The organism is Paractinoplanes ferrugineus (assembly GCF_016862195.1).
Lineage (GTDB): Bacteria > Actinomycetota > Actinomycetes > Mycobacteriales > Micromonosporaceae > Actinoplanes > Actinoplanes ferrugineus.
Genome location: NZ_BOMM01000017.1, coordinates 19,913 through 39,414 on the forward strand (window position 1 = coordinate 19,913; position 19,502 = coordinate 39,414).

Sequence of the window (19,502 nt, forward strand, 5' to 3'; positions counted from 1 at the left end):
GAAAAATCCGAAAGCCGCTACGACCTAGTGAAGCCCAGCGCCCGATAGCCGGGCATTCGGCGTTGCAGCGAGACAGCAAGGATCGGCGTCGCCGGGTCGTGGTAGTCGTGTACCTCCGCGACGTCCTTGCCGGGCGCCGCTCGGATGACCCGGCCGGCGCACTGGACCAGCAGGCCGTCGAAGGAGATCGGCCCGGCCAGGAACAGGGTGTCGAGTACGGGTGCGTCGAAACCTTCGCCGATGAACGGTGTGGTGCCGATGACCAGGATCCCGTCGCCGGCCTTCGCCTCGGCGAGCCGGTCGACTGCGGCACGCCGATCCGCAGCGGTCATGCCGCCTTGCAGCAGGAGTGCTTGATGTCCGCGATCCGCGAGGAGGGAAGCCAGAGTCTCGACGTGGGCGACCCGGCGGGTCAGCACGAGGCAGTTGCGCCCCTTGGCGAGGGCTGCCGCGACGTCGTCGGCGATCTGGGTGTTTCGTGTTTCATCTCCGATCAGGGAGCGGTACACGGCTGCCAGTGCGCCCGGCGACGACAGGTCCTCCTGATCGGCCCGGAACTGGGTCTCGTGGACGAACAACAGGCGACCTGGACCGGTCTCGTCCTGCCAGACGGCGGCGAGCGTGTCCGGGTTCTCGTCGGTCACGGCGTGCCGGACAGGGCCGAGTTGCCAGGTCACGAGTTCACCGAGGCCGTCTCGGCGGGTCGGTGTCGCGGTGAGGCCGAGCCAGAAATGCGCGCCGATTCCCCTGACCGCATGGTCGTACGCGGCAGCGGCAAGGTGGTGACATTCGTCGACGATCACGTGCCCGTACCCGGCGGTGAGGTCCGCGACGTCGGCACGACGGGCCAGCGAGGGCAACATCGCGACATCTACGACACCAGTGAGCTTGCGGCGGCCGCCACCGATCTGCCCCGGCCGTACGCCGAGGAACTGCTCGATGCGCGATCGCCACTGCTCGGCCAGCGCTTTGCGATCGACGAGAATCAGGGTCGAGGTGGCGCGTTCGGCGATCATTGCGCAGGCCATCACGGTCTTGCCGGAGCCCGGTGGGGCCACCAGCATGCCGTCGTCGTGGGCGAGCATCGCACTCACTCCGGCGCTTTGCCTGGTGGTCAGTTCGGCGGTGAAAGCGACCTCGATCTCCGTGCCGGCATCCCGCGTATCCGTGACTACCAATCGGGATCCGGCGTCCTCGATGATTCGTCCGACTGCGTGCCGCAACCCGCGCGGAAGGACCAAGCGGCCGTCCAGCGTGATGTCGTAGCCCCGAAGGAATCGTGGTGTGTCCCAGGTCGACTTGCGAAGCCGCTGCAACTCGTAGAACTTCGGATTGGCCAGCGAGGCCGCGTGCTTGAACGTGGTCAGCGCGGCCGCCGGCAGTTGCGAGATGTCGATACTCAGGCCCGCCGCGAGATCTGCCTTCACCGTCGTTGGCAGCGGCGGGTGGACCTTGGTGGCATCCGACCTGCTCATCTTCGCCACACCGGTGCCGACGACGGCCTGTTTCGCGCGACGGGCGACTCTCTCCCCATCGCCCGGGCTGAGCCGGTCGAGGACCGACAGGAAGGCCCACTGATCCTCGTACGGTTCCAGGGTCGCCAGGTCGAGGAAAAGCGTCAGGCCGTCTTTGCGGCGCCGGCCCTGCAGCGGCGCCGCGATCAGGTTGCCTAGGCCGCCGTCGGGTAGGACGTCCTGGTTCGGGAACAGGCGATCGTACGAGCGCAGGTCCATGGAGCCGCGCAGAACCATGGCCTCATGCAGCAGGACCGTTCCGACCGATCGGGCCGTAGTCGCGGGAATCGGGCCAGTGAAGAAGATCCATGCGTGCGCGCCGCGTCCCGACTGGGAGATTTCCAAAGCCGCCGGGACACCACTGGCTCGGGCAGCTTTGCAGTATGCCAGCGCGTCGAGCATCGCAGTGCTGCCGTCGAAGTCCGCGGCCAGGAAGTGGCAGGTGTTATCGGTGAGCAGCGGATACAGGCCCATGAACACGTCACCGACGAGATGGGCGGCCATGACCTCCGGGGTGAGCGGCAGATAGGCCGCCGTGCGCCGGTCCATACCCTTGCGCCAGCCACCTGCCACCGCCGGAGACCACCCCGCCGTACCAAGCCGGCTGTTCTCCCATCGCTTCGCATAAGCATCTCGCCGCCCCCGGAAGATGTTGGCGTAGAACGCCAGCTTCTCCGGCACGGGCGACGCCATCGTGACCGGCCCCGGCGTGGCCATTGCGGCGAGTTGCTCCGGCGCCGGAGCGGTGTCCTGGCCCCGCAGTTCCAGCAGACGCGACAGCCGATGGTTCTCCGCCCGTAACCGCTCCAGCTCACGACGAAGCCGAGCGCCCTCGTCGTCAGTCACCGCGTCAACGGACACCACCGGCCAATCTTCACACGCCGGCCGCCGCGACCCCGGCAGCCAACTCAGTCCAGCCGGGCCCGGTTGAAACGATCGATCAGGCTCGGCTTACGGGCATGCCGGTCCCGCAGCCGGGTCATCTGCTCCGCGAACTCGAAGATCTCACCCTCCCGTACCGCCAGCGCCTGAAGATCCAAAAGCAGGGTCACCGCCGCGTCGTAGTCCTTCGGACGTTTCGTCGCGATCAATTCGTCCACCTGGTCCCAAGCGCGGACTGGGTTCCGTGCCAGCTCGCCCAAGCGCTGCTCGCGAGCCGCTGCGGCCGCTTCCTCACGACGCTGACGCTCGGCCGCCTCTCGCGCCCGCTGCTGCTGCTGCCGGGCGGCCCACCGTTCCTCAGCGGCGGCGAGTAGGTCTCCGGCGGTCCGCCCCTCCCCGGCAGACGACTCCTCCGTCACACCGTGGAACCGCCGCAGCAACTCCGACCGCAGCAACCCGGCATCACCACGCAACACCCGCAACAGCACCTCGTCCTTGTCTGCCGTCGGCAGGGATTTGACCCAGCGGCGCAGGTCGACGGCGGAAGGCTCCTTCTCATTCAACGGCCGGCTCGCCGTTGCCGCCGCGTCCAGCAGATCAGGGTCCAGGCGAAGGAAGTCGGCCAAGGCCCGCAACGGCCCGCTCAGCTTCGCCAGCCCGGCCGGGACCGAAGGCTCCGGATATTCACCATTCAACTCACGGTTCTGCACACACAGCAGCCAAGCCAGATATAGCAGCCGCCGATCACCGCCGGCCAACTCCGCCCGGACCGGCACGATCGCGGCGAGCCGTCCTTCCTCGTCCCACCACTCGTCGTCGCCGTCCTCGTCCTCACTACGAAGATCGAGGATCACATGGGTGCGGGTCGCCCAGGATGCGGCCGAGTCGCCGACACAGAACCTCTCCACCGTTTCCGGGTCCAGCGCCGCTCGGGGCAGTCTCAGCATGATCCGCCGCGTGCCCCAGTTCGCCAAATACAGATGCGCGTCGAAATACTGCTCCATCCACTTGGCCGGATCAGCCTTGAGATCGCCCCACTGATAGTCGTTGACGAAACTCGACGACGTGATCCGCCCCCGCGACGACACCGCCCGCAACTCGCCCTGCTGCTTCGGCGTCAAAGTCTCGTCAAGCGCTACGAACTCGTAGTACTGGTACTCGCTCACTGTGTGCCCGCCCACCACCGGTACGCCTCGATCCACTGCGCACCGTCCGGCGCTGGATCCGGCAACGAAAGATCCAGAATCTCGATCGTCTGCCGCAGCCGGCCACGATGGCAGATCGCGACGATCCCCGACGAGCGCAGATCCACCTTTCGGACCACCACCGGCACGCCGAGAACCTCGGTCTCGAACGGCACCGCCAGATCGCCCTCAATCATGGCGAACAGGCCACTGAGCTGCTCATGCTCGTCGTAGCAGTCCACGACCGCCTCGGCGACCAAGGCATCGAGCTCGGCATCACTGAGCGAAGACACCCGCGCAGGATAGAGAACCGCCGCTGGCGCTTCGCCAGCAGCCGACGACAGCGAACCACCCGGCTGTGGTTCGCACGCAAGATCAACGTGGGCCGGACGTTGCGCCATGCGAACCACGCCACCGCCGTGCCCGGTCGCCCACTTCCGGGGCGTTTACCAGCTCACGGGATACTCAAACAACAAATAGGAATCGATAGCCAAGCGCCCCCCAGTGCGGTGCCGTGTCGATACAGCGAGCTTCTCGGGTCGGTTGAAGCACCTGCGCACAAGTGGCTCACCGCCGAGATCCCGCTCGGTGTGGCCCGCATGATCTATCGGGACGGGCAGTGCTACGAGATCGGGGAACGGTACCTCGACCATCTCCGTGCCGAGATCAAGAAGCTCCTGACCACACCGTCGGCAGTGACGCTGCCAGCTTGGTCCTCCTCCGTTCCGGAGGAGTCCTACAACAAGGCGGTCGCAGCGCAGCCAGGTTACCTGTGCCTGGATCAGAAGTTCGTTCACTCCGGGCCGCACCGCCGCGGGCAGGGCATCGAGGTATGTGACCTGCTGGGGCCAAACGACGAATTGATCCACATCAAGCGAGCCGACCGCTCGTCGTTGCTGAGCCACCTCTTCATGCAGGGCGTCGTTTCCGCGGACACCCTCCGAGAAGAGGAGAGCGCACGTCAGCGCTTCGCCGAGCGCGTCCATGCGGTGTCAGAGGGGACGCGGACGGTGCCGCTCGGCTTCAAGCCCTCCAAGGTGGTGTACGGGATCGCACTGAAGTCCGGAGAGGCGTTGACGCCGCAGAACCTGTTCACGTTCGCCCAGGTCGCGATGTACCGGGCAGTACGACACCTGCGCAGTTCCGAGATCGAGGTCGAGGTCGTCGGAATCAGTGGGTGACGGTCCACATCAGCGGTCGCCACATCGGATAGGTGCAGCCCGGAGCACCGCTGAGAGATTGTGTGACCTCCGGAAACGTCCGCCTGAGGGTTAGGGTGTCCGGTGATGCCCGTTCGGAAAGTCGGGGTCACCGTTCATCGGAATCGTTAGGGGTGGCCAATGCAACGGCGGATTGTTGTTGCCCATCCTGACTTCGGCCGCAAGCTCAAGGAACTGCGTGAGAAGCACGGATTGTCATTGCGTCGGCTCGGCGGGATGATCCATTGCTCGCACGGCCACCTGTGGGATCTCGAATCGGGGATCAAACGGCCGAGCCTGTCCGTCGCGGTTCTGCTGGATCAGGCGCTTGAAGCGGGCGGCCAGTTGTCCGCCATGGTGTCCGAGGTGTCAGCCGACACCGGCAGACGGGGAGTAGCGGTCGAACAAGCAATGGTGGCCATGCCCTCCGGGCTAGAGTTCGCGCCGGACTGGCGGCACGGTATAGATGTCGCTGTTGATCTTTGGCGAGGCGATATGCAGCGGCGGAACCTTCTCCGGCAGGTGGGCTTCAGCGCGACGGCCTCCTGCCAGCGGCGATGCGATGGTTGATGTCGTCGCTCGACGAGCGTCCGGCCGGCAATGGTGAGCGTCTGATCGGGGCCGCCGATGTCGAGACCGTGCGCAGGATGACCTCGACTTACCGGACGCTGGACAACCAATTCGGCGGTGGCCACATCCGCGACAGCCTGGTCCGGTTCCTCAACGCCGACGTCACCGAGCTGATCAACGGCCGCTACGATGCGGCGACCGGACGACAGTTGCTGTCCGCGCTCGCGGAGACGACCCAGCTCGCGGGCTGGGCTTCGTACGACGCCGGAATGCACGGCCTGGCCCAGCGCTACCTGATCCAGGCACTGCGCCTCGCGGCCGGCGCCGGTGACCGGGCGCTCGGAGCGGAGATCCTGGCGGCGATGAGCCATCAGGCCGCGTTCCTGCGGGCCTCCGGCGAGGCGGTGGATCTGGCCAAGGCCGCCGGCCGCGCAGCCGCCGAAGCGGGCATCGCCGCGATCGAGGCGGAGTCGGCAGTTCTCGAAGCACAAGGCTATGCCGTCGGCGGCAACGAGAAGGCCTGCGCGGCCGCGCTGAACAGGGCCGAGGCGATCTTCGACAGGGCTGACCGGACCAGCGAGCCGCAGTGGATCGGCTACTTCGACGAGTCGTACCTGGCGGCGAAGTTCGGTCACTGCTTCACCGCACTCGGCCGAGGCGATATCGCTACGCGGTTCGCGACCCGGTCGCTGGACATGGACAGCCGGCAGTATGCGGGGACGGCAGTTCAACCTTGTTCTGCTCGCCGTGTCGCATGCGCAGAACGGCGAGCCGGAGGAAGCCGCCCGTGTCGGCATCGACGCCGTCGAGGCCGCGGAAGGGCTGTACTCCTCACGGGCCCGCGACTACCTGACCGACCTCGTCGATCGACTCTCCAAGCATGTCGGGCTACCCGCGGTGCAGGACTTCGCCGAGCGAGCCCGACCGGTTCTGACGAGCGCCTAGAGTTTGCCGGTCGCCTTCCGGAGCAGCAGGGCGAGCAACCCGGAGACGGAGCCGGCACCGACGATGGTGCCGTTGTCGATGTGCTGCTGGATCTCGTCAAGCGGGATCCAGCCGAGGCGTTCGGCTTCGTTGATGTCCGGGGCCGCGCCGGTGAAGTCGGCTCCGCGGGCCAGGTAGACGATGTTCTCCTGGTCGATCGTGCCCACCATCGGCTGGAAGCTGATCAACTTCTCGATGCTGCGCGGCCGCCAGCCGGTTTCCTCCTCGACCTCGCGGGCGGCGCAGGTCATGGAGTCCTCGGCCGGGTCGAGGTAGCCGCCGGGCAGTTCCCAGACCCAGCGGTCGACGATGAACCGGTGCCGCCACATCATCAGCACGCGTTCGTCGTCGTCGAGCACGATGACCATCGCGGCGGCCGGGATACGCAGAACGTACTGCTCGAAGCGGACGCCGTCGGGTAGTTCCACGTCCGCGATGCTCAGCACCGCCTTGCGGGTGTCGTCGACGACGCGTTCGCCGTGGATGGTCCAAACACTTGCTCGCTTCGGCTCCACGCTCATCAGCGCACAGTAGCCGTACGCCTTCCGGGCTGTACTCCGACACCTGCCGCGTCGGCTGACAGTGGCTGACGCCTGTCGCCTTCAATTCCGGGTCACCGGACCGCCACGCTGTGACCGGAACACCTGGTCAACAACAGCGAAGCCCACGGCGGCCACCGCACCATGCCGGCCGCCGCTCCTGAGTCGAAACCGGGCACGCGGTCCCCGCCAAACCACAGCACCCTCCGGTTCGGCGGGACCACCGTGACAGTACGTCGCAGGTCGACGTGCCCTCGCCCATCACGGAAGGCAGGACATGGCGACGACCACGAACCAACTCGTTCGCGGAGGTGAACCCCAGTGGTGGCGATAGCGGCGACGAGCGCGCTCCTGATGGGGTTCCTCGCAGGCCTGATCAGCTTCAAGGTCAAGAGCCGGTGGTGCCCGCACTGCGGCGCGATGACCACCGCCGACCTGCCCGCGACGATCGCCCCGCCACACCCGCCGAGTTGGTCGGCGCTGCCGACGCAGTCCTACAACCAGGTCGGGCGAGCTGGAGCCCTCACCCGGCTCAGCGGCGCCGCGCGAACGGCGGCCGTTGATGCTGGTCCCGAGGACGCCACACCAGCCTGACCGGCCGACGTGGGACTGCCTGGCCTGCGGCGAGGCTTGGCCGTGCGCACCCGGCAAGGTCGAGCTGGTCGAACAGGGCGTAGTGCATCGCCGATCGCTGCGGCTCTACCTGGAGTCCTGCGCGATCGACATGATCGACGACCGCGCTGACGGGCATCGCGCCAGCGGCCGTGACGACGCGATCTACGACCGCATCCTCGGTTGGTTCGACGCTCACGAGTCTGCATCGACCGACCGCGCGACCGGGCGGGCGGCCTGACGGTGATCATGAGGCACTACCCACCTGCAGTGCTCGTCCACTTGCCTGAGTGCGTGGAGGGGCCGCGCTTCCGGCGGTCATGGCGTCGGTGCTGGAAACCGACTTCTACAGCCATCGCTTCCACTTCTGCTTCGCCGAGGCCGGCTACGACCTCGCCGCCGTCACGGCCGGGCACGTCATCCGTGACGGCATCGTCCCCATGGTCACCGTCGAACGACTCGGCTACCGGTCACATCGCTACGTCCCCAGCGACGACCAGCCAGCCGACGCCCTTCACGCCCGTTGCCGCGTCTGCTGCGGCACCCACGGCGAGAACGAGTCGACGCATCCCGTAGTCGGAAGCGAAAGAGTTCAGTCTGGCGGGTCGTTCGGGTGGTCCGGGTGGTCCGGTGCTGGTGGTTTCGGATCGGATCCGTGGGGTGTTGCGGATCGATCGTGATCCGAGCTGGCAGCAGGAGCTGTCGATCCTGATCGGCGAGTTGATTGCGGTGGGGCAGGGTTCGGAGCCGTTCGACGAGTCGGTGGTGCCGCCTCCGCGGATGCCGTGGCACCGCGACCGGTAACCAACTTCCCGCGAACCTCACCGGCCGGTTTCCTCGTCGGGTCCCCGGTCGCGGGCGGCGAGGTACTTCACGAAACGGGACTTGGCTCGCTGGCGTTGCTTGTAGGCGGTTTCCAGGCTCATGCCCAACTGGTTGGCGGCGTGCTTCATGCTGACGTGGTCGAAGCCGGTGATGGTGAGCAACTTGACGTCCCGCTCGGCCAACGGCCGCCCAACGGCGGCAAGCGCAGCCAGAAACTCCTGGAAGAGGACGCTGAGGTCCCTGTCGGACATGCCGTCGGCCACAGGTTCGGCTATGGCTGCGGGCGGCCGGCGTTTTCGCGGGTTCTGGGCTCCATTGGATGGCCGGGGCTGTTGGCTCTTGGCGGGGCGCCCGTCGGGCACCGGTCGAGCAGTCTGGCCCAGATAACCGGCGGAGCGGTTACGAGGGGCGGGCTGCGTGGGTGCGGGGGCGGGCGTAGATCTCCAACTCGGTGGTGCAGAGGTCGTCGGGGTCGAAGCCGTGGTAGTCGGGGTGGATCGGGAAGCCGCGGTTCACGGCGGCGACCGAGCGTTCGTCGACGGTGCGCAGGCGGCGTTCGATGGCGAAGCCGGCGTCGGTGAACAGCTGCTCCAGGTCGGGGGCGCGCAGGCGGTTGCAGTAGGAGAACTCGTTGCCGCCCAGGCGTTGCCACTCCCGTTCGGAGAAGCGCAGGAAGTTTATCCGGGTGATGCTGGCGTCCTGGTGGGCGAAGTGGTCGCTGGGGTCGATCAGGTGGGCGGCGAGACCTGTCGGTCTGAGCACCCGGCGGGCCTCGGCCAGGATGGCGGCGAGGGCCGGCGGGGTGACGTGTTCGAGGACGGTCATGGAGAAGCTCAGGTCGAAGGTGTCGTCCTCGTCGGGCATCCGCGCGGCGTCGCCGGGGGCGGCATAGTGCACGTTCAGTGACCGCAGGTGGTGGGGGCTGCCGCTGGGCAGGGCCTCGAGTGCGGCCAGCCGGTCGGCGAGCCGGGCCGGGTCGACCAGGCCGGCGTAGAGGTCGGCGAGGCGGTCGCGGGACCGGAGCAGGCGCTGGATCATCGCGGTGGTGAGCTCGGTGTCGAGGCGGCGGTGCAGGTCGACGGTGACGACCTCGGCCGCCCCGAGCAGGTAGAACGCCAGGGGCGCGACGGGCAGGTGACCGGTGCCGACCTCGAGGCAGCGGGCGCCCTCGGGCCGGAACCCCAGTTCGGTCAGGCGCCGCAGCATGGCGGCGTGCTGCGGGAGCCGTTTGTACGGGTCGGGGCTGAGCCGGCCGTACCGTCGCTGGATCCGCCGGTAGAGGAGGTCGCCTCCCGGAAGCATGGCGCAGAGCTTCTGGATCTTGGCTTTGCGGGTCCAGCGCATGAGACATTTTACTAATTTGTCGGATTCGCGGATCGGCTCAGCTGAAGTCCGGGATCGGCCCCCGGGAGGTGTCGGCGCGGCCCTCGGGCAGTTCCCACGCCTCCTGGCGGCCCAGCGCGGTCATGTCGAGGATGCCGTAGGCGCCGCCGACCTGCTCGGTGCCGCGGGCGAACGTCGAATAGGTGTGGAAGACGTCGTCGCCGACCCGCAGGAAGCAGCTCATGCCGGGCTGTTCCATCGGCTGGTTGGCGGTGTCGAGGGTCCAGCCGAGGCCGGCCTTGCGCAGTTCGTCCGGCCCGCGGAAGTTGAACTCGACCGGGTTGACCGACTCGTCCAGGGTGACGTGGAAGTCGTAGTTGAAGTCGGAGCCGGACGACGAGTACATCGGGATGGTCCAGCCCCGCTTGGCCCGGTACTTCTCCAGCTTGGCGAGCGGGGCCCGGGCGATGATCGCGTACACCGTGCCGCGGGCCCGAAGGTGCCGCAACAGGCCGTCGGAGATCTCGTCGACGGCGGCCGTGCAGCTTCCGCAGCCGTCCTCCCAGCCCGGGTCGAACATGAAGTGCTGCACGACGAGCTGGCGCTGTCCGTCGAAGAGGTCCAGCAGACCGACCGGCCCGCCGGGGCCGGCGAAGCGGTAGTCCTTCTCGACCTTGACCATCGGCAGCTCGCGGCGCCGCGTGTTCAGCGCGTCCTTGGCCCGGACTGCTTCCTTCTCGCTCGCCAGGAGCTCTTTGCGAGCCACCAGCCACTCGTCACGGGACACGATCTCCGGCAGGTCTGCTTGCGTCATACCGGTGTAGACCGGCGACCGGCCCGGAACTCATCGGATCTCGAGCGTCCGGGCGAAATCGCGGATCTGCTCGTCCGGATCGTCGGCCAGCGGCGCGGCGACCCGCTCCCGGTCCACTCCGGGGATCTCCTCGAGCAGGGCGTAGAGCGCATAGAAGCGGGTGTCGGCATCCTCGTCGCGGCACAGCTGTTCGAGGGCCGGCACGACCCGGGGATCGACCGCGGCCGGGTCGATCAGGCCGGGCAGCGCGGAGGCCACGTGGAAGCGGACCCGCCGGTGCGGGTGCCGGGCGAACGGAAGGATCGCGTCGAGGGCCTCGCGCGCGCCGTTGTAGTCGAGCGCCGAGATGGTGAAGCCCAGGACACGCGGGTCGGTCTCCCGGCCAAGAAGATCAAGAAGCCGGGGTACGGCCTCCGCGTAGAACGGCCGGCGGTCGAGCTCGCCCGGCGGGCCGAGTTCACGGAGCACGAGGACGCCGAGTTCCCGCGTGATCGGGTCGTCGTCGCCGAGCATCCCGGCCGCCGTGTCGAAAACCTCCCGGTTCGGCTGTTCGTGCAGGGCGACCAGGGCCCGGGCCGGTTCGTCGTCGGCGGTCCCGGCACCGGAAGCGGTCCCCGCCCGGGGGACGCGGGCGGCGATCTCGGCCCGGGCGGCCTGGAAGAGCGCGGTGCGGCGCTCGGCGTCGGATGGTTCGGTCACGCTGCCATTGTCCGTCGTGGCGGGCGGCGCGGGTCCGGCGGCACGGCGGCGGCGATCACGGGCCGCCGCCGCCGCGACATGATCGAGCGTGACTGATGGTTGCGTGAGTCCGCACAATGAGGCTGTGACCGGGAACTGGATTCCGGAAGTGGGTGTCACTCCCCTACCGAGGGGGTGGCAGGCGGTGCGGCGGTTCGACCGGGAGACCGGCGAGCCGGTGATTCTGATGCGGATGCGGCCGCTACGGCGGTGGGTGCTCGCGACGGCGGCGGCCGGTGGGGTCGCGCTGCTCTTCTGGTGGTTCTACGCCCTGCGGGACACCGGTTCGGACGGCCGGGGCTTCTTCGTCATCGGCACGATCATGGCGGCGTCCGGGGCGATCGGCACGATCGTGACGGCGCTGACCCAGGACGGCTTCACCGTCACACCGGGCCGGCTGCGCTGCGGACGCGTCTGGGTGGCCGGCGGGAACTGGCGCGGTGGCCCGGCCGACGCGGCCGAACTGGTGCTGCAGCGGCGCGAGCTCGACAACATCACCAAGCTTCACCTGTACGCCACGCACCGTGGCGGCGGTAGCGACGAGATCTTCGCCGACGACGAGGACGGCCGGATCGCCCTGCCGTTCGCCGACTGGCTGTCCGCGGTCGCCCACATCCCGGTGCGCAGCGAGTGACGCCGGCCCGCCGGGGTCAGCCGTGCCGGTGGTGTTTCTGCACGAACGTGTAGCCGGGCTCCAGCGGGACCGGGTCGATCTGCTCGCTGGCGACGGCCCGCTGGTGCAGGGACAACTGCTTCTCGGAGGGCTGGGCGCCGGCCGGCAGCTTGCGGATGAAACCGTTCACCCAGTGGTCGTGCCGGCCCTCCGGGGGTGCCGTCGGGTCGACCAGCGGCGCGTAGAACAGCATGCCGACCGGCTCGGCGCCGTCCTCGGCCGGGAAGGTGGAGTCGCCGCTGCCCTGCACGCGGGTCACGTAGCCCTCGCGGAGCAGCTGGTCGATCGCGTTCTTCAGCAGGAACGCGCCCTTGGCCCCGCGGCCCAGGCCGGCCTTCACGGCGATCTTGGCCTCGGCGAACACGGCGCTGCCGTCGTCGAAGACCCGGCCGTGCCGGCAGACGGCGTGCAGCACCTTGCTCCAGTTGGCCGGGCCGGGCTCGAATTCCCTGGTCACGACCTTGGGGTCGTACTCGTGGAAGTAATCGACGCCGTCGACCCGCACCGGCTCCTCGAGCGGGATCGTGCGGGCCACGATCGCCCCGGAACGGGCGTGCCACTCGACCGTGACCTGCACGCCGGGGCGCAGGTCACCCGGCCATTCGATGCCGGTGAACTGGCCGTCGCGCAGCGACGTCTCGAACACCTCGCTCATCGGGGTGACCCCGTAGACGTCGTGCTCCAGCGTGACCGGGACCCGGTCGAGGTGGCGCAGGTCGTCCACGCACTCGTCGGGCGCCGCGCACACGCCACCGGCCAGGTCGGCCCGCCACAGGGCGAAACGCCGGGTCGCGGTCGTCATCCCGGCGTCACGAGGCAGATGACGTGGCCGTCGGGGTCGACGAGCACCGCCTGCCGCTCACCCCAGGGCTGGTCGGCCGGGACGTCCAGCACGACCGCGCCGGCCGCGACCGCCGCCGCCGTGGTGGCGTCGACGTCGTCGACGAGCAGGCTGATCGCGACTCCGGCCAGGCCGGGCGTCGGCGGACGCTCGTGCAGCAGCAACTCCGTGCCGGTGCCCGGGATGGCGAGCATGAACACGTCATCGCCGGTGTCCTTCACGCTCAGGCCGAGAGCGTCCTGGTAGAAGGCGAGCGCGCGCTTGCCGTCGGCCACCGACACGATGATCCGCTGAAGTCCCCGAACCGTCATGGGACGACGGTAACGGATCAGGTGCGTCCAGGATGCCGTAGCGGGCCATGATCGCTTCCCGGCGCCGCCGGTTCACCGCGGTCACCCGCCGCCCCACGAGAAGCCCGTCGACCAGGGTCCACACCCCCAGACCGCCGAGGGTGAACAGCATCGCCACCGACCGCCCGGTGTCCCCGAGGTAGAAGCGATGACCCCCGAAGAGCCCGAGAAAGACCCAGATGGCGTACGCGACCCGGCGCTGCTTGCGGACCGAGGCGTACTCCGCCTCGGCGCGCAGAACCCGCAGCCGCTCCCACTCGGGAAGCTCGGCTGATCCGGCGACGGCGGTCACCGGCGCAACGATACGGGGGCCGGCCGACATCACATGAACAATTCTCCCTGTTTCGATGCGAACGGGGTCGATGAACTCCTCCCCGGGCCGCCACAATGTGCTCCGCGCGGTCCAAGATCGCGCCTATCCGGAGAGGGTTTCGAGAGCACATGTCGCGAACGAAGCAACGGTTTCGCCTGACCGCGGGTACAGCGGTCGCCACGTTGCTCGCCGCGGGGCTGACGGGGGTCGGAACACCAGCGCGGGCAGCAACGCCCGGGCAAGTGACACCACCTACCGCCACCCCCTCGAAGAGCACACCACCGGCCGATCCGATCTCGGCCGCCGTCAGGCAGGCCCGGACCGGCGGCGAACCCGTCACCATCCCGTCCCTGCTCGACGAATACTCGACCACGTCGGCGAACCCGGACGGGACGCTCACTCAGACGTCCTCGACCAGCCCGCAGCGGGTCCGGCAGGGCAAGAACTGGGTGCCGATCGACACCACGCTGGTGAAGCAGAAGGACGGCAGCTTCGCCCCGAAGGCGGCGCTGTCCTCGATCTCGGTGTCAGGCGGAGGTGGCACCGGGCTGCTCACGATGAAGGACGGCGCGCGCGCACTGAGGTTCAGCTGGCCCACCAAGCTGCCGGCCCCGCGCATCGACGGCGACACCGCCACCTATCCCGAGGTGTACAAGGGCGTCGACCTGCAGATCATCGCGGACGCCACGGGCTACTCGTCGATGTTCGTGGTCAAGAGCGCGGAGTCCGCCGTACCGCCGGCGATCGAATTCGGGTTGAGCGGGACCGGCGTCAAGCTGGCGGGCACCGCGGACGGCGGCGCCTCGGCGACCGACCCGAAGTCCGGCGAGGCGATCTTCCGCACCGGCACCGCGGTGATGTGGGACAGCACCCCCAGCACCGGTGAGACCGCCGCCGAGGTCGCGAAGATGGACTCGCGCACCGCGGTCGGCCGGATGGGCGCGAACCGCGCCAAGATCGCCGTCGGCCTGAAGAGCGGCAAGCAGACCCTCAAGCTCGACCAGAAGCTGCTCACCTCGAAGGCGACGAAGTACCCGGTCTACGTCGACCCCTACTGGTCGGGCAACCCCAGCCAGATCAAGTGGGCGCGGATCTCCAGCAACGGCTGGAACGTCTACAACTCCACCTCGAAGACCGGGTCGACGAGCGCCCGCATCGGGTACGACAACTGGGCCGGCGGCGACGCCGAGCGGGCCCGGACGTACTACCAGATGAACACCTCCGGCATCAAAGGCGCCGAGGTCTCCGAGGCCAACCTGTACGTGACCGAGCGGTGGGCGGCGTCCTGCTACAACACCGCCGCGGTCGTCTACGGCACCGCCGCGCCCAGTGGCTGGAGCTCCGGCAGCCTGTACTGGGGCCACGAGCCGAACAAGGCGACCGGCGTGCTCGCCACGGTCAACGGCAAGGAGGTGGACTGCGGCACCAAGTCGGTGCGGGTCACCCCGGCCAGCCTGAAGTTCAACGTGCTGAGCTACATCAAGACCATCGCCAAGGGCAGCAAGGCCAACGCGACGTTCCTGGTACAGGCCAAGGACATGGACGACAAGTACTCGTGGAAGCAGCTGGGCTACGGCGGCGGCGCGACGCTGTCGGTCAAGTACAGCTACAAGCCCAAGCTCCTCAACGGTACGGGCAGCCCGAAGACCACCCCGAGCATCGTCGACACGGGCCGCAACGTCACCACGACGCACACCCCGACCCTCACCGCGTACGGCGTGAACCCGAAGGTGAACGGCCTGCAGGAGAACGTCCGCATCGAGTACCAGGTGTACAAGGGCACGACCCGCGTCGCCACCGGTTACAGCGGCTACTCGACGAACGGCGCCGCCTGGCGGACACCGTCGCTCGCCGACGGCACGTACACCTGGAAGGCGACGGTGCAGAACGCCTCCGGGCTGTGGGCGGGCGTCTACACCGCCACCCAGACCGTGGTCGTCGACACCCTGGCGCCGAAACAGCCGACCGTGCGCTCGAGTCAGTTCCCGCCGAACATCATGGGCGGGGCGTACACCGACAAGGGCACGTTCGCCTTCGGCAACGACAGGACGAACAACGTCACCGGCTACCTGTTCGCGCTCGACGCCGACCTGGCCAACACCGTCTACGCCACGAACAAGGGCACCGCCTGGACGACCAGCACGGTGCTGAAGGCCAAGACGATCTACTATGCCAAGGCCGATAACGCCGGTGGCACCGGCACGGTCGTGGTCAACGGCACCGCCGGCATCCCGTTCGCCCCGGCCACCGCCGGTGCGCACACCCTCTACGTGAAGGCGGTCGACCAGGCCGGCTCCACGTCGCCGCAGCTGCCGTACGTCTTCTACGCCGGCACCCAGACGCCGTCGTTCACCTACGGCTCGACGCTCGTCGCCGGTGGTACGGCGACGAACGCCGACGGCACCACGACGACGCTGCCCGCCGCCACCAAGGTCAGCGCCAAGGGCGCGATCGTCAAGCAGGCCGCGGCCTGGCTGTACTTCGGCGACGGCTACCAGGCGGTGCTCGGCAACACCACGGCCGGCAACGTGGCGCTCGGTGACAAGGCCACGTTCTCCTTCAACGTCCCGGCGACGGGGGCGTGGGAGATCGGGGCGAACCTGACCACCGGCACCGCCGACGGCATCTGGGACATCGTCCTCGACGCCGGGCAGTCGACCCAGAAGACGCTGATGAGCGGCTTCGACGGATATCAGCCCACCGGCGGATCGCCCCGGTTCGTCCACTTCGGTGTCGTCAAGGACACCGCGGGCAAACCGATGACCCTGACCAAGGGCGCACACACCATCACGTTCACGATGACCGGCAAGAACGCGGCCTCGACCGGATATCAGGCCGGCATCGACCTGATCCGCATCTCGCCGCTGCCGATCTGCACCCTCGACAACACGGCGACGTGCCTCAACAACGCGGCGACGAGCACGCTCACCGAGGGCACCACGCCGACCATCACCGCGGCCAACGCCGACGGTCCCGGCTCCAGCTTCGACGCCGCCGACCTGAAGGCCGCGGGCTGGAACCCGGGCAGCACGGTCACCGTCAACGGCGCCAAGATCAAGCTGCCCCCGGTGTTCGGCACCGGCGCCAAGGACAACATGATGGCCTCCGGCCAGGTGATCAACGTGCCGACCACGGGCGTGGTCAACAAGGGCAACGCCCTGGTCTTCGTCGGGTTCGCCACCGACGGGCCGACCAACAACTCCACGGGCACCATCAACTACGCGGGCACCAGCTGCGGGCTGAAGAGCCAGTCGTTCACCCTCAGCACCATGCCGGACTGGACCAACGCCGCGGCCACCGCCACCGACGCCGTGGTCACCATGCCCCGCTACAACAAGAGCAACGCCACCCGGCAGGCCACGCCGATCAGCATCTACGCGGTCACCGTGCCGCTGCAGTGCCCCGGCGCCGTGGTCGACAGCATCGTGCTGCCGGTCGTCACCAACATCCCGCAGTACGGGGTGGACACCCTGCACCTGTTCGGCCTGGGCATCCGGCCCAGCTCGGCGACCGACTCGGCGCACTGGGTCGGCACCTGGTCGGCCGCGCAGGACACCGACGCCGTCCTGACCAGCCCGGCCGACGCCCCGGCCACCCTGACCGGGCAGACGATCCGGGTCCCGGTGCGGGCGTCGATCGGCTCCGGCGGCAGCACCCAGCAGGTCCGGGTGCGTCTGTCGAACGCCAAGGGCAAGACCTCGGTCACCTTCGGCGCGGCCTCGGTCGCGTTGCAGGACGAGACCACCGGCGGCGGCACGGCCCTGAACACGCCGGTCAAGCTGACCTTCGGTGGAGCGGCCACGACCACCCTGGTGCCGGGCACCGAGGTGCTCAGCGACCCGGTCACCCTCACCGTGCCGGAGCGGGCGCGGCTGCTGGTCAGCTTCAAGGCCAACGGCACCGTCACGAAGCTGTCCGGCCACAAGGACCCCCGCACGCCGATCTACACCAGTGCCGCGGACAACGTGGACCACACCGGCGAGCAGTCCGGCGCCGGCTTCACCGCCTCCACGATGTACGGCCTGCCGTTCGTCGCGGGCGTCGACGTGACCACGTCGGCCTCCGACCCGGCCGGTGCCCTGGTGGTCCTCGGTGACCAGACCGTCAACTCGGACACCGCCGGCGGCAACGGCTCCAGCCAGTTCACCGACAAGCTGGCCGACTACCTGGCCGGGGCCGAGGACGGCAACGGCAAGGTGCCGTTCGGCATCCTCAACCAGGGCAGCAGCAGCTGGGGCAACCGGGTGGTCCTGCCGAACGCCAGCACGACGCTGGCGCAGAGCGCGATCACCTCGATCGACCGCACGGTGCTGAGCCAGTCCAACGTGCGCAACGTGCTGATCTCCTCCGGCTCCACCGACCTGCTGGCGTGCCCGGCCACCACGGCGGAGGCCTGCTCGGCTCCGCTGATCGCCAAGCTGCAGGGCCTGTCGGCGCAGATCGGCAACTTCAAGTCCGACGACTCGTCGGACTCCGGAGTGACGCTGCCGAACGCGTCCGGCTACCTCAAGGTCTACGTGGCGACCCTGCCGGCGTTCACCGGCACCCACACGGCGGTGCAGGAGACGGCCCGGGAACAGGTGAACGCGGCGATCCTCGACAGCAACCTCGGCGGCTACGCGGACGGCGTGATCAACTTCGCCGGCGCCGTCTCCGCCGAGGGCGACGAGAACTCCGACACCGTCGGGGCCGACTACCTGTGGGACGACGGCAAGGGTCACCTCTATCCGAGCGACGTCTACTACGAGCAGCTGGCCTGGGAATACCTGGCCAGCTCGGACCGCGCCGACCGGGTCAAGGACGAGACCGGCACGCACGACGGTGACGACTCGGTGGCGGTCTGGAAGTTCGACGAGGGCACCGGAACGGTCGCGGCCGACTCGGGCACCGGCATCCCGACCGGCACCATGCACGACGCCACGCTCAACAACGTGACGTGGGGCGCCGGCCGGATGCTGAACTCGAAGGCCGGCACCTTCAACGGCAGCACCAGCTACGCCACCACCGACTACAAGGTGAACACGGCGAAGAGCTTCTCGGTGTCCGCGTGGGTCCGCCTCGCCGACAAGTCGACCGACCGCACGGTCTTCGCCCGCGGCTCCACCGGCTGGGCCTCGCTCTACCTGCAGTACAACAAGGCCCAGGACCGGTGGCTGGCGCAGATGCCGTCGAAGACCTCCGGTGACGATGCCAAGTGGTTCGACGCGCTGTCCGACTCCGTACCGCAGGTCGGCGTGTGGACCCACCTGGCGGCCAGTTACGACGCCGACCTCGGCGCGCTGACGCTGTTCGTCAACGGCACCGCCGAGACCGTCATCGAGGAGGTCACCCCGTTCAACGACACCACCGGTTCCGCCCTCATCGGGCGCGCCGGCACCAACTGGTTCGCCGGTGACATCGCCGACGTCCGGGTCTGGGCCCGCCCGGTCGGCGCGGCCGAGATCGACCAGCAGGCGGCGGCCGAGCCGATCGCGGACTACGAGTTCGAGGACGACAGTGTCCCCACCGTCGCCAAGGACTCCACGTTCCACGGCAACGACGCTGCTTTCGCCGGTGGCGCCACCTACGAATACCCGGGCCACAGTGACTGGGACATCGGTGCTCTGAAGCTCAACGGCACCGACGCCGCGGTCGGCCGCAGCTCCCTGCTGCGTACCGATCAGTCGTTCGCCGTGGCCGCCTGGGTCCGCCTCGACGCGGCCACCTGGAACCACGCGATCGTCAGCCAGGAGGGTGCCCACGTCGGGCGCTTCTCGTTGCACTGGAGCGTGGAGAGCAAGGCCTGGCAGTTCACGCTGGCCCGCACCGACGCCGCCGAGCCGGAGACGGATGCCGTCGTCGGCCCGACTCTCGACACGGCACCGATCGGTCAGTGGACCCACGTGGCCGGCGTCTACAACGCCGCCACGGCGACGATGACGCTCTACATCAACGGCGACCCGGTCGGGTCGCACGAGGTGGTCGGTACGCCGTGGCAGGCCACCGGTTCGTTCCTGGTCGGCCGCAGCAGGTGGGACGATCACGCCACCGACTGGTTCCCGGGAGCCGTGGACGCCGTCCGCGTCTACCAGGGCGCCGTGCCGGATGACCTGATCAAGGAGCTCGCCCAGTCCTGACCTTTCAGTGGTGAGACGGCGGCGC

General features: G+C 68.6%; 21 protein-coding genes and 1 pseudogene. 11 read left to right on the plus strand and 11 right to left on the minus strand.

Annotated elements, in window-relative coordinates:
• Positions 1 to 17: 17 nt before the first annotated feature.
• The 3 genes from Afe05nite_RS12770 to Afe05nite_RS12780 all read right to left on the minus strand — a co-directional run bounded on the left by Afe05nite_RS12770 (position 18) and on the right by Afe05nite_RS12780 (position 3,981).
• Complete coding sequence (locus tag Afe05nite_RS12770) at positions 18 to 2,360, minus strand: DEAD/DEAH box helicase (RefSeq protein ID WP_203817266.1); 2,343 nt, start codon at positions 2,358 to 2,360, stop codon at positions 18 to 20.
• A gap of 62 nt (positions 2,361 to 2,422) precedes the next feature.
• On the minus strand, positions 2,423 to 3,562 hold the full coding sequence (locus tag Afe05nite_RS12775; protein WP_203817267.1) for a hypothetical protein: 1,140 nt from the start codon (positions 3,560 to 3,562) through the stop codon (positions 2,423 to 2,425).
• Complete coding sequence (locus tag Afe05nite_RS12780) at positions 3,559 to 3,981, minus strand: hypothetical protein (protein WP_239117772.1); 423 nt, start codon at positions 3,979 to 3,981, stop codon at positions 3,559 to 3,561. Before Afe05nite_RS12780 ends, Afe05nite_RS12775 begins: the two co-directional genes overlap by 4 nt.
• A gap of 108 nt (positions 3,982 to 4,089) precedes the next feature.
• On the opposite strand from Afe05nite_RS12780, the gene Afe05nite_RS12785 reads away from it, so the two are divergent.
• The 4 genes and pseudogenes from Afe05nite_RS12785 to Afe05nite_RS12795 all read left to right on the plus strand — a co-directional run bounded on the left by Afe05nite_RS12785 (position 4,090) and on the right by Afe05nite_RS12795 (position 6,294).
• Positions 4,090 to 4,761, plus strand: coding sequence for a TIGR04141 family sporadically distributed protein (locus Afe05nite_RS12785; protein WP_203817268.1), 672 nt, complete (start codon positions 4,090 to 4,092; stop codon positions 4,759 to 4,761).
• A gap of 159 nt (positions 4,762 to 4,920) precedes the next feature.
• A complete protein-coding gene (locus tag Afe05nite_RS45195; protein ID WP_203817269.1) occupies positions 4,921 to 5,349 on the plus strand; it encodes a helix-turn-helix domain-containing protein in 429 nt (142 codons plus the stop codon).
• Positions 5,349 to 6,005, plus strand: a pseudogene (locus Afe05nite_RS45200) (NsdA family TPR-like regulatory protein); the annotation flags it as partial. The gene Afe05nite_RS45195 and the pseudogene Afe05nite_RS45200, both read left to right, overlap by 1 nt.
• 55 nt (positions 6,006 to 6,060) lie before the next feature.
• Positions 6,061 to 6,294 (plus strand): hypothetical protein, encoded by a 234-nt coding sequence (locus Afe05nite_RS12795; protein WP_203817270.1) that lies wholly within the window; start codon positions 6,061 to 6,063, stop codon positions 6,292 to 6,294.
• Here Afe05nite_RS12795 and Afe05nite_RS12800 read toward each other — a convergent pair.
• On the minus strand, positions 6,291 to 6,857 hold the full coding sequence (locus Afe05nite_RS12800; RefSeq protein ID WP_438868046.1) for an NUDIX hydrolase: 567 nt from the start codon (positions 6,855 to 6,857) through the stop codon (positions 6,291 to 6,293). The two genes, Afe05nite_RS12795 and Afe05nite_RS12800, sit on opposite strands and share 4 nt — an antisense overlap.
• A gap of 336 nt (positions 6,858 to 7,193) precedes the next feature.
• Between Afe05nite_RS12800 and Afe05nite_RS12805 the strand changes: the two genes are divergently transcribed.
• From Afe05nite_RS12805 to Afe05nite_RS12820, 4 genes are all read left to right on the plus strand, one after another.
• Positions 7,194 to 7,466 carry a hypothetical protein gene (locus Afe05nite_RS12805; protein WP_203817272.1) on the plus strand — a complete coding sequence of 91 codons (273 nt, stop codon included), beginning with the start codon at positions 7,194 to 7,196 and terminating at the stop codon, positions 7,464 to 7,466.
• The gene (locus Afe05nite_RS12810) at positions 7,432 to 7,725 is read left to right on the plus strand and encodes a hypothetical protein (RefSeq protein WP_438868037.1); all 294 of its coding nucleotides are present in this window, start codon (positions 7,432 to 7,434) and stop codon (positions 7,723 to 7,725) included. Before Afe05nite_RS12805 ends, Afe05nite_RS12810 begins: the two co-directional genes overlap by 35 nt.
• A 79-nt stretch (positions 7,726 to 7,804) precedes the next feature.
• On the plus strand, positions 7,805 to 8,164 hold the full coding sequence (locus Afe05nite_RS12815; protein WP_203817273.1) for a hypothetical protein: 360 nt from the start codon (positions 7,805 to 7,807) through the stop codon (positions 8,162 to 8,164).
• Positions 8,145 to 8,288 (plus strand): hypothetical protein, encoded by a 144-nt coding sequence (locus tag Afe05nite_RS12820; RefSeq protein WP_203817274.1) that lies wholly within the window; start codon positions 8,145 to 8,147, stop codon positions 8,286 to 8,288. Before Afe05nite_RS12815 ends, Afe05nite_RS12820 begins: the two co-directional genes overlap by 20 nt.
• A gap of 17 nt (positions 8,289 to 8,305) precedes the next feature.
• Here Afe05nite_RS12820 and Afe05nite_RS12825 read toward each other — a convergent pair whose 3' ends face one another.
• The 4 genes from Afe05nite_RS12825 to Afe05nite_RS12840 form a co-directional block, all read right to left on the minus strand.
• Positions 8,306 to 8,572 (minus strand): hypothetical protein, encoded by a 267-nt coding sequence (locus tag Afe05nite_RS12825; RefSeq protein ID WP_203817275.1) that lies wholly within the window; start codon positions 8,570 to 8,572, stop codon positions 8,306 to 8,308.
• Positions 8,573 to 8,708: 136 nt separating this feature from the next.
• On the minus strand, positions 8,709 to 9,653 hold the full coding sequence (locus Afe05nite_RS12830; RefSeq protein ID WP_203817276.1) for a class I SAM-dependent methyltransferase: 945 nt from the start codon (positions 9,651 to 9,653) through the stop codon (positions 8,709 to 8,711).
• A 37-nt stretch (positions 9,654 to 9,690) separates the two neighbouring features.
• A complete protein-coding gene (locus tag Afe05nite_RS12835; RefSeq protein ID WP_203817277.1) occupies positions 9,691 to 10,446 on the minus strand; it encodes a DUF899 domain-containing protein in 756 nt (251 codons plus the stop codon).
• A gap of 30 nt (positions 10,447 to 10,476) precedes the next feature.
• Positions 10,477 to 11,145 (minus strand): HEAT repeat domain-containing protein, encoded by a 669-nt coding sequence (locus Afe05nite_RS12840; protein WP_203817278.1) that lies wholly within the window; start codon positions 11,143 to 11,145, stop codon positions 10,477 to 10,479.
• A gap of 184 nt (positions 11,146 to 11,329) precedes the next feature.
• On the opposite strand from Afe05nite_RS12840, the gene Afe05nite_RS12845 reads away from it, so the two are divergent.
• Positions 11,330 to 11,818, plus strand: a complete 489-nt coding sequence (locus Afe05nite_RS12845; protein ID WP_203817279.1) for a hypothetical protein — start codon at positions 11,330 to 11,332, stop codon at positions 11,816 to 11,818.
• A gap of 16 nt (positions 11,819 to 11,834) precedes the next feature.
• On the opposite strand, the gene Afe05nite_RS12850 is transcribed toward Afe05nite_RS12845, so the two are convergent.
• Genes Afe05nite_RS12850 through Afe05nite_RS12860 form a run of 3 tightly spaced genes read right to left on the minus strand, consistent with a single transcriptional unit; the run spans position 11,835 to position 13,229 of the window.
• Positions 11,835 to 12,659, minus strand: a complete 825-nt coding sequence (locus Afe05nite_RS12850) for a hypothetical protein (protein WP_203817280.1) — start codon at positions 12,657 to 12,659, stop codon at positions 11,835 to 11,837.
• Complete coding sequence (locus Afe05nite_RS12855; RefSeq protein WP_203817281.1) at positions 12,656 to 13,009, minus strand: VOC family protein; 354 nt, start codon at positions 13,007 to 13,009, stop codon at positions 12,656 to 12,658. Before Afe05nite_RS12855 ends, Afe05nite_RS12850 begins: the two co-directional genes overlap by 4 nt.
• Positions 12,900 to 13,229: a TM2 domain-containing protein gene (locus Afe05nite_RS12860; protein ID WP_239117775.1), complete on the minus strand. Its 330-nt coding sequence runs from the start codon at positions 13,227 to 13,229 to the stop codon at positions 12,900 to 12,902. Before Afe05nite_RS12860 ends, Afe05nite_RS12855 begins: the two co-directional genes overlap by 110 nt.
• Here Afe05nite_RS12860 and Afe05nite_RS44525 point away from each other — a divergent pair.
• Both Afe05nite_RS44525 and Afe05nite_RS12865 read left to right on the plus strand, forming a co-directional pair.
• The gene (locus Afe05nite_RS44525) at positions 13,197 to 13,322 is read left to right on the plus strand and encodes a hypothetical protein (RefSeq protein ID WP_275407466.1); all 126 of its coding nucleotides are present in this window, start codon (positions 13,197 to 13,199) and stop codon (positions 13,320 to 13,322) included. The two genes, Afe05nite_RS12860 and Afe05nite_RS44525, sit on opposite strands and share 33 nt — an antisense overlap.
• 281 nt (positions 13,323 to 13,603) lie before the next feature.
• A complete protein-coding gene (locus tag Afe05nite_RS12865) occupies positions 13,604 to 19,477 on the plus strand; it encodes a LamG-like jellyroll fold domain-containing protein (RefSeq protein ID WP_203817283.1) in 5,874 nt (1,957 codons plus the stop codon).
• Positions 19,478 to 19,502 lie beyond the last annotated feature (25 nt).

Bases quoted from the DNA above. Each gene is read 5' to 3' on its own strand.
- Afe05nite_RS44525 (WP_275407466.1), top strand. From the start codon at position 13,197: ATGACCCCCGAAGAGCCCGAGAAAGACCCAGATGGCGTACGCGACCCG.
- Afe05nite_RS12795 (WP_203817270.1), top strand. From the start codon at position 6,061: ATGCGGGGACGGCAGTTCAACCTTGTTCTGCTCGCCGTGTCGCATGCG.
- Afe05nite_RS12850 (WP_203817280.1), bottom strand. From the start codon at position 12,659: ATGACGACCGCGACCCGGCGTTTCGCCCTGTGGCGGGCCGACCTGGCC.
- Afe05nite_RS12835 (WP_203817277.1), bottom strand. From the start codon at position 10,446: ATGACGCAAGCAGACCTGCCGGAGATCGTGTCCCGTGACGAGTGGCTG.
- Afe05nite_RS12780 (WP_239117772.1), bottom strand. From the start codon at position 3,981: ATGGCGCAACGTCCGGCCCACGTTGATCTTGCGTGCGAACCACAGCCG.
- Afe05nite_RS12830 (WP_203817276.1), bottom strand. From the start codon at position 9,653: ATGCGCTGGACCCGCAAAGCCAAGATCCAGAAGCTCTGCGCCATGCTT.
- Afe05nite_RS45195 (WP_203817269.1), top strand. From the start codon at position 4,921: ATGCAACGGCGGATTGTTGTTGCCCATCCTGACTTCGGCCGCAAGCTC.
- Afe05nite_RS12815 (WP_203817273.1), top strand. From the start codon at position 7,805: ATGGCGTCGGTGCTGGAAACCGACTTCTACAGCCATCGCTTCCACTTC.
- Afe05nite_RS12855 (WP_203817281.1), bottom strand. From the start codon at position 13,009: ATGACGGTTCGGGGACTTCAGCGGATCATCGTGTCGGTGGCCGACGGC.